Source organism: Mesorhizobium sp. M7A.F.Ca.CA.001.10.2.1, assembly GCF_003998575.1.
In the GTDB taxonomy this organism is placed as follows: domain Bacteria; phylum Pseudomonadota; class Alphaproteobacteria; order Rhizobiales; family Rhizobiaceae; genus Mesorhizobium.
In genome coordinates, this window is the sequence record NZ_RZQY01000263.1 from 1 (window position 1) to 7,699 (window position 7,699).

Consider the following 7,699-nt stretch of genomic DNA (forward strand, 5'->3'; position numbering starts at 1 on the left):
ATATCGAAGCCAATGCCACGCTGATCGGCGGTGCCGGCGTCTTCGTCCCCCAACTCGAACAGCCGATCGAAGCCGCCATGCGGGCGCTGGAGATCGCGCGTGGGGCAGGGGTGACGACGATCCTCAACCCGGCCCCCGCGGCAAAGCTTCCCGACCGCATCTACACGCTCTGCGACTACCTTACGCCCAACGAGACCGAGACGGAGGAACTGACCGGGATGAAGGTGTCCTCGGTCGACGAGGCGCGAGCCGCCGCGGACAGTCTGCTGAAAAAGGGGGTCGGCACGGTCATCGTCACGCTCGGCGACAAGGGCGCGCTTTTGCACTCGAAGGAGCGCTCCGACCATGTTCCAGCCGTCAGCGCCGGCCCGGTGGTCGAAACCACGGGGGCAGGCGATGCCTTCAATGGCGGGCTTGCCGCAGCACTTTCGAGGGGCGTGGAGCCGCTGCAAGCGGTGCGCTTCGCCTGCGCCGTCGCCGGTATCTCCGTGACGCGACCGGGGACTGCACCGTCGATGCCGACGTTGCAGGAGGTCGAGGCACTGCTGGCGAGGGGGTGATCTTGCAGGGCCAGGCGTAGGCAAGGGCTGAAAGGACCTGAGTGACCTCAGGTCTCTTGGACCTCAGGTCTCTTGCAAGACAATATTTTTGACAATCAATGTCGACATTTCTCTGAAGCCAAGAGCTTGATACCCTTGAGAGAAATGGCGCGAGTGACGGGGCTCGAACCCGCGACCTCCGGCGTGACAGGCCAGTGAAAACCGCAAAGCCACCAACGCTGGGTTTCGACTCTCTTCGACGGCGAATTGGTGCAAAAGCGGCCAAAGTTGAAACCGCTGGACTAGCGATCGCCCTTGGCCTTTGCGTAGGAATTCCCCACTGCTTTGCCCATGCCTGACACCTTGTTGGAGTCGGGTGTGTAGCGAAGTTCCGGCTTGTTGGCCCTGCATTTGGAGCAGACCAGGCGCGGCGCGAGATTCCAGTTCATCGCTTTGACCTCCGGACCGTATTTGTCTCTTAAACCCTCAAGGTCGAGCACCGCGTAATGAACGCAGTTGCGGCAATACGCCGTGATCTGCATGTTCCCGTCGACCAGCGATTGGAATGTCCAGTCGCTCATCCTCGAAACCGTTCAGTGTACCAGGTAATCTTGCCGTCGACCTTCATCGGCTTGTGGATCACCAGGCGCTTCGGCAGGTGTTCCGGATGCACCTCGAGCAGCGTGATCTTGATCTGTGGCTTGCAACGGCTGCAATCGAACTTCAGCGCCAGCGGATCGACGCCGCCGCCATAGACCATCATCAGGTCGGCCGACCTGATGTAGCGGACATTGCCGCAACTGCATTCGGCCTTCACAAGCATGTTGTGCCGGGTCGCCTTGCCCAGCGTGTCGATCGGATCGTGTTCCATGAGAACGTAATAAGAACAAATTCCCAACTGCGGTCAAGGGCCCCATCAGCCTTCGTCGAGGAAACCCTGCACCGAGGCGTGCCGCAGCTTGGGCTCGCCGCGTAGCGTCCTGACGCTGGCTTTGATGCCGGGCTTGACCCATTCGACGTCAGGCGTGATCTGTGCCGTGGGAACGTGCGGCGGCGCTGCCTTGGCCTTCTGCACCCGTTTCCAGAGGCGGTCCTTTATCGCATCCGTGGTGGCGATCACGGCCTTGCCGACATATTTTCCGTCCCGCGCGAACAGCCCCTCGGTCCACTCGCCGGCTTTTCGTTTGACGCCGATCAGATCCAGTTCGGCGATGTCCCAGCATTTTGTCTTCAGCCAGGCTTCATCCTTGGCGCCGCTACGATATGGGCTGAACTTGCGCTTCGACACCACGCCTTCAAGCCCCATTCGCTCAGCCGCATCGTAGAACTCGGCGCCGCCGCCCTCGACGTGCTGGCTGTACTGGATGATGCCCTCGGCCGGCTTGATCAGGTCCCACAGGATTGCCTTGCGCTCGATCGCCGGCCGCGGGCGCAGATCCTCGCCGTCCAGATACAGAATATCGAACGCTACAAAGGCGAGCAGCTCGGCGTTCCATGCCATGCGCGAATGCATGGCGTGGAAGTTCGACCGGCCGTCCGGCTCGGGCGCGATCACCTCACCGTCGAGGATGAACGATTTCGCCTTCAGCTGCTCGGCAGCGGTGACGATCGGCCAGTAGCGCTTCGACCAGTCGATGGCGGTGCGGGTGAAGGCACGGGCGCCGGCCCAGTCCAGGATGATCTGGGTGCGGAAGCCGTCATATTTGATTTCGTGGATCCAGTCGTCGCTGACCGGCGGCTCCAGCACCAGGACGGGTTCCTGTGGCTTGATGAACTTCAGCCGGTCTCCGGCGTTACTCATACTCGATACCCCGCACCGCGATTCAAGTCGGAAGGCTGATTAAGGTTCCGGGGTATTTTAGACGAATTGTATGTCGGAGTCGTTGATGACCAAGCTTTCCGATCTTCCCCGCCCAACGGGCCGTCTCAAGGCAGTAGACCGCAAGCCGGTGACCGAAGGACCAGAGATTGAGATATGCCCGGTCTGCGGACAAGCGATCGACATGAGGGATATCGGGCAGCTGCTCTGGCATGTCACGGAAGACCATGAGCCACTCGAGCTCGACAGTTGAACAGCCGCCGGCTCCAAGCATCAAGGCCTAGGACGCAAAAGCCCGCCGCACCTTTCGGCACGGCGGGCTTTTCCAGGGCGCGATCCTTACTTCGATCGCGCGATCTCCTTTGCCAGGTCGCCGATGTCGCGGCGAAGGTCCCCGACCTCGTCAACGAAGCGGTTGCCGACTTCGATCAGCCGATACATGGCCTGGCGCTGCTTTTCATTGTCAGCGCGCCCGGCGATCAGTTCCATTGTGTAGCCCTCGATCGAGGCCGCCAGTTCCTTGACCGCGCTGTTGTCGATGAGGGCGCCGGCGACCTCGACCTGGCGCTCCGCCGGCGTGACGGTGCCGCGACCGAAGCGAAGGCCGAGCATTGCCAGGAGGCCGAGCAACGCCAATCCCACGAAATTGGCGATCGGCACCAACTGTTCGGCCGGAATGCCAAGGATCATCAACGCCTCCGCTGCGAAGCACCGACATCAGCCCATGCCCGAAAAAGGTTCCACATTTCGATCGTCATGAAGGTGAGGTAGACGATCACCCCGGTGCCGGAGCCATCGGCCGTCAGGACGGCAACGAGGACGCCGAGCGCAATTTGACCCCAAAACACGCACGACGCGATGGAAGCCCCAGCCCTGAAATGGGGCGAGTAGCGGAAACCCTTGAAGGTGCCATTGACGATGAGCGCCCCGAGCCGAAGCAGCGCAGTCATGAGACAGACGTTGGCCCAGAACGCTTCATTGCCGTAGGTAGCGATGATAGCCATCGACGGCGAGCGGTCGAAGGTCAGCGGATCCATTGCCAGGCAACCGGACCAGCCGAACAGCGCTCCGGTCATGATCCATTCGGTGACGCGCATCCCGAAATGCTCGCGGATGCCGCCAGCGATGCGCAGCACGATCATGTCTTGAGCTCCGCTCGGCGCGCAGCGCTGGCCTTGGTGTGCAAATCGCATTCGGCGCGCGTATAGAGCTTCACCGCGCAGCCTGGCGCCATCGTGCGGTCGATCTTGTTCTGGTCGGCTTGGGTCTTGCCCTGTGCGCCGGCGAGGCTGTTACCGAGGGCCTGTCGGAGCGGCGTCACACCGCTGACGCCCGAAGTCGTACACGCCGCCAGCGTCAAGGCACTCGTCAAGAGACATGCGAGCGTCAACGCCCTTGTGAATCGCATCGGTATTCTCCTTTTCGATCTTGGCGCGGACTTCGTCGGCGCCCCAATGCTTGATGAGTTCGTAGCCGCCGAGGGCGGCGCCGGAGACGGCGACGGCCAGGACGGCCCACGCGATGATGCGGGCGAGAGGGCGGGGAACACCGACGAAGCCGGCGACGAGCGAGATGAGGACGCCCATCAGCGCCGTGCTCCCGTCTTGAATGCCTCGACGCCCTTGGCTTCGCCATGGCGTGCGACCAGGAACAGCCCGCCGGCAACAGCCGCAATCGCCAGCATCCAGACCCAGCCAGGCACGTCGCCGGCAGCATCCTTGACAGGCTGGATATAGCCGCTGGCGGCGCCGAGATTGCCGATGATGCCGTCGAAGAAGCTGCCGATCAGTGCCGCGATGCCGGTGAAGAACGCGCCGACTTTGGTCAACCAGTTCGTCTTCACCTCCGGCACCTTGTCACGCACGACGTCGGCCCGCGCATCCGCGCGCGCGGCGGGAATGGCCCGCGGCTTGGCCTTCTGCAGGGACAGCAGCAGCTCGTCGTCGATGCCGTCACCCGCCGGCAGGCCATTGTCAGAGCGGAAGGCGCGGATCGCGGCTGCGGTGAAGTCGCCGGCCTTGCCGTCGACGCCGCCGACCTCTGTATAACCGAGATCCTTCAGCTGCTGCTGGACGCGCTCAACCGTTGCCTTGTCGACGGCCGGCACCACCGCGGCGATCGACACCGGCTCAGCCGAAACAGGGTCCGCCGCTGGCGAGAATGGCGTGTCCCTGATCTTTTGCCATTTGGCAAAGGCGGCGGCCATCTTGGTATCGTAGGCATTTTTTTTGTAGCCGGGACCATTCCAAGTCCTGGCGATGACCGGCCAGCGATGCGCGCGCAGATCGTCGTCGATCTTCCACGCGACCAGGAGGCGCACTGTCGCCTCGAGGTGGTTGGCCTCGGATGCCAAGAACGCCGTCACCAACGCCTGCGGTGAAGTGTACCCGGCATCGCGATGGTTCTCGCCGAGAATCTGGGTCAAGCCCCACGAAGCGGCCATCAACGCGATCGTCTCGTCGATTGCCATCGCTTTGACCAGGCGCGGGTAACTGTCCTTGGGATAGGGCTTCATGCCCCATTTCGGATAGGCGAGCCCAGCCTTGACCGCAGCATCCCGTTTCATGCCCTTGCCGAGAAGCCGGTAGAAGACATGCGGTTCGAACAGCATCTTCGGCCGGCCGGCCGCATCGAAGCCGGATCCTGCCGCCTCGACGTCCATGAAGGCATGCAGTTCGTCCTCGCCAACCCCGATCTCGGCACCGATGCGTGGAATGTCTATGTCTTGCAGGCGCACCGCTGCGCCCTTGAACGAAGTGTCCATGGGTTTTCCTTCGGATGTTGATTGACTATGGTCGGCGGCGGGAGGCCCGCGCATGAAATACGACGAACCGCGAGGGGATTGGTTTTCGCTGCCCAAGCCGTGGCTGGAGCTACCTCAGGCGATGCGAGACAGCGTGGTGCAGGCCGCCGGCGAGATCAGAACCTATGATGGCGGGCATCTCGTTCATGTCGACGGATTGTGGGAAGTGATGAAGAGCGGCACTCAGAACGATGCCGACATCATCCTCAACGCGCTGCGTAAGGCGAACTAGCCTTCGTAACTTGCCGAATTGCGATTTCTTTTGGTTGCATGTAAAAGCCCCTTTCGCTCGGGGGAATACAGATGTCTTCGCACCAAAATGCTGCACCGCAGCAGTATCCAACGCTGGACGGCTTACGCTTTCTGGCATTTGCGATGGTGTTCTTTTTTCACTTCTCGGCCGGACCTGACCACCCGACGCTCAGCATGCTTCAGGCGCAAGGCTGGATCGGCGTGGAAGTGTTTTTCACTCTGTCGGCATTCCTGCTTTTCGGCCTCTTCGAAAAAGAGGTAACAAGAACCGGACGGATCAGCATCTCGCTTTTCTACGCGCGAAGGCTTCTGCGCATCTACCCCCTAATGATGCTGTTCGCGATTGCCATGTTGATCCTGTACGGGTCGGCGAACGCCGACGCATACGGCTGGCTCCTGGGCCTTGCCTCGTTCGTCGGAAATTTCATTTACTGGTTTCCGGAACACGCCAAGTCCGTCCCAAACACCGGGCATCTCTGGTCCCTGTCGTACGAGTTCCAGATTTACCTGATCCTGCCCCTGTTATTTCTGGTCTATCGTGCGGTCGGCAAGCGGGCGTTTCTAATGGCGTTGCTTTGCGCGCTACCGATCTGCTTGGTTGGCCGTGCAGCATTTGCACTGAGCGGGATCTCTATCCAGCCGATCTACATGACGCCGTTGCTGAGGCCGGAATCGACCATTGCTGGCCTTCTGATCGCAATGGGCGTGACGAAAAAGCTCCCTATCTGGACGGTCGCTACGGCTTTCGCCTGCAGCGCTATCGGGCTGGTGACCCTTCCTGATCTTCATACCAGCGTAGGCTCAGTAATTGCCTTTGTAACAGCTGGCCTGTTCGCGGGATCACTGTTGCATCTGACTCTCTACGCCAAAAATCTTGGTACAGTCCTACAATGGCGCCCGCTCGCGTACCTTGGCCAGATTTCCTTCGGACTCTATGTCTTCCATCTCTGGGCCTTTGGGCAGGGCATGTCATTGCTGCGAATGACTTCAATCCCGGAGAATTATGGCACTCGCTGCCTGGCAGGCATGGCTTTCTGCATCGCCGTTGCCACCGTGAGCTACTACTGCCTCGAACGGCCAATCCTGCGCCAAAAGCCACGTCAGCAAGCCAGCCCGTCTCTCCCTGGGTCTGTGGTGCCAGCTGAGTAAACACTATATCTGCGCAGCCGCAACGAAGAACGCGTCGACCTGCTCATCATTGAAGCCAAGCGCGGCAAAGCCGGATGCCATCATCGGCTCTGTTCTCACGAACGAATTACTGTTGTCATAGGCGATTTGGACGGCCGGCCCTTTCGCGGCGATGAATGCCTCGACCTGGCCCAAGAGGCCGGACGCAAGAAGCTGGAGCTTAAACTGACGAGCCGAGACCGAGCCCGGGACGCGAACCACGGGACCAGGCAGCCCAAATCCGGCCAATACGTCTGTCAATTCCCCTTCGCTGGCGATTCGCGTGGGAACGACAGCTATGAGATCCGCCACACTGCACCCAGATGACAGTGCATCTTCCGCTGATAGGAATAGGCCCTCGGGCAGAGAATTCACATATGCCCCAGCAGCACTCGACCAGAAGCGGCTTTCGTCGTCGGCAACGATCCAGAAGCGATCAGTTAGCATGGATATCTGCCTCTAGTTGTATAGGCCAAATGGTGTGACGCTGGGGTTTGTACCTGTGCCGGCGGCACTGCCCGGTAGATAGCTCGTTCCGGCGTTGTTGGTGTTGATAGTGCCATTCAACGCAGCATTGTATCTCGACCCTGTGGCGCTTCCTGAAAACGTGTTTACCGGCACATTGATGAAGCCGCCGAACGCATTCGCGAACTGGGTTCCGAAAGCTGGTGTGCCGGTGATCGTGATCGTTTTGCCCACGCAAGCCACGAGGCCATAGGCTTCAGCCCACCAGTGCTTCGATGCCGATCCTGTGATGTTGTAGTTGGCGTTGATCGTTACCGCCGCATCATTGTCTGCAAGGATATGCCCGCCGGCGCACGCTCCAAAATCCATTTTCCCATCAACCGTGATCTGGCCTTTGTTGGTTGCCCACAGGCATTGTCCGGAAGTTGTGGTTTGGAGCTTCAACCCCGAGACCGAAAGCGCAGAGCCTCCCCCGCTCACCGTTATGCAACTGCTGGAGGTCGTGGAAATTATCACGTTGGCAGGGGTGATTGCGTCGCCGACGACGCTTACGAGACCGCCGACGAACGGAGCGTTTACATTGACGCCGGCGGTATAGGTCCCGGCGCCGACTTGGATGGTCACGCCGAAGCCGCCTAGGTCCAAAGTCTTAAC

General features: G+C 60.6%; 13 protein-coding genes and 1 pseudogene. 4 read left to right on the forward strand and 10 right to left on the reverse strand.

Going from position 1 to position 7,699, the window contains the following annotated elements:
* The coding region (locus EN964_RS17765) for a ribokinase (RefSeq protein ID WP_164775866.1) at positions 1-560 on the forward strand (560 nt) is incomplete at its 5' end.
* A 281-nt stretch (positions 561-841) separates the two neighbouring features.
* Here EN964_RS17765 and EN964_RS17770 read toward each other — a convergent pair.
* From EN964_RS17770 to EN964_RS17780, 3 genes are read right to left on the reverse strand one after another with little or no spacing between them, the layout of a single operon-like run.
* Complete coding sequence (locus EN964_RS17770) at positions 842-1,120, reverse strand: hypothetical protein (RefSeq protein WP_127266592.1); 279 nt, start codon at positions 1,118-1,120, stop codon at positions 842-844.
* Complete coding sequence (locus tag EN964_RS17775; RefSeq protein WP_127266593.1) at positions 1,117-1,410, reverse strand: hypothetical protein; 294 nt, start codon at positions 1,408-1,410, stop codon at positions 1,117-1,119. Before EN964_RS17775 ends, EN964_RS17770 begins: the two co-directional genes overlap by 4 nt.
* Before the next feature lie 45 nt (positions 1,411-1,455).
* Positions 1,456-2,340 carry an RNA ligase family protein gene (locus EN964_RS17780; protein ID WP_127266594.1) on the reverse strand — a complete coding sequence of 295 codons (885 nt, stop codon included), beginning with the start codon at positions 2,338-2,340 and terminating at the stop codon, positions 1,456-1,458.
* An 85-nt stretch (positions 2,341-2,425) separates the two neighbouring features.
* Here EN964_RS17780 and EN964_RS17785 point away from each other — a divergent pair, with 85 nt between their 5' ends.
* On the forward strand, positions 2,426-2,611 hold the full coding sequence (locus EN964_RS17785; RefSeq protein WP_127266595.1) for a hypothetical protein: 186 nt from the start codon (positions 2,426-2,428) through the stop codon (positions 2,609-2,611).
* Positions 2,612-2,697: 86 nt separating this feature from the next.
* On the opposite strand, the gene EN964_RS17790 is transcribed toward EN964_RS17785, so the two are convergent.
* The 5 genes from EN964_RS17790 to EN964_RS17805 are packed head-to-tail and all read right to left on the reverse strand — an operon-like array spanning position 2,698 to position 5,122.
* Positions 2,698-3,048, reverse strand: coding sequence for a hypothetical protein (locus EN964_RS17790; RefSeq protein WP_127266596.1), 351 nt, complete (start codon positions 3,046-3,048; stop codon positions 2,698-2,700).
* Positions 3,048-3,500, reverse strand: coding sequence for a hypothetical protein (locus EN964_RS17795; RefSeq protein WP_127266597.1), 453 nt, complete (start codon positions 3,498-3,500; stop codon positions 3,048-3,050). Before EN964_RS17795 ends, EN964_RS17790 begins: the two co-directional genes overlap by 1 nt.
* Positions 3,497-3,679: a hypothetical protein gene (locus EN964_RS17800; protein WP_236383321.1), complete on the reverse strand. Its 183-nt coding sequence runs from the start codon at positions 3,677-3,679 to the stop codon at positions 3,497-3,499. Before EN964_RS17800 ends, EN964_RS17795 begins: the two co-directional genes overlap by 4 nt.
* Positions 3,651-3,944, reverse strand: a complete 294-nt coding sequence (locus tag EN964_RS37720) for a hypothetical protein (protein WP_164748669.1) — start codon at positions 3,942-3,944, stop codon at positions 3,651-3,653. The genes EN964_RS17800 and EN964_RS37720 overlap by 29 nt, the downstream gene beginning before the upstream one ends.
* Positions 3,944-5,122, reverse strand: coding sequence for an N-acetylmuramidase domain-containing protein (locus tag EN964_RS17805; RefSeq protein ID WP_127266599.1), 1,179 nt, complete (start codon positions 5,120-5,122; stop codon positions 3,944-3,946). Before EN964_RS17805 ends, EN964_RS37720 begins: the two co-directional genes overlap by 1 nt.
* A 52-nt stretch (positions 5,123-5,174) precedes the next feature.
* Here EN964_RS17805 and EN964_RS17810 point away from each other — a divergent pair, with 52 nt between their 5' ends.
* Positions 5,175-5,393 carry a hypothetical protein gene (locus EN964_RS17810; protein WP_127266600.1) on the forward strand — a complete coding sequence of 73 codons (219 nt, stop codon included), beginning with the start codon at positions 5,175-5,177 and terminating at the stop codon, positions 5,391-5,393.
* A gap of 71 nt (positions 5,394-5,464) precedes the next feature.
* Positions 5,465-6,562 carry an acyltransferase gene (locus EN964_RS17815; protein WP_127266601.1) on the forward strand — a complete coding sequence of 366 codons (1,098 nt, stop codon included), beginning with the start codon at positions 5,465-5,467 and terminating at the stop codon, positions 6,560-6,562.
* Positions 6,563-6,565: 3 nt separating this feature from the next.
* Here EN964_RS17815 and EN964_RS38610 read toward each other — a convergent pair whose 3' ends face one another.
* Positions 6,566-7,027 (reverse strand): hypothetical protein, encoded by a 462-nt coding sequence (locus EN964_RS38610; protein WP_236383320.1) that lies wholly within the window; start codon positions 7,025-7,027, stop codon positions 6,566-6,568.
* A gap of 12 nt (positions 7,028-7,039) precedes the next feature.
* A pseudogene (locus EN964_RS17825) lies at positions 7,040-7,699 on the reverse strand (hypothetical protein); the annotation flags it as partial.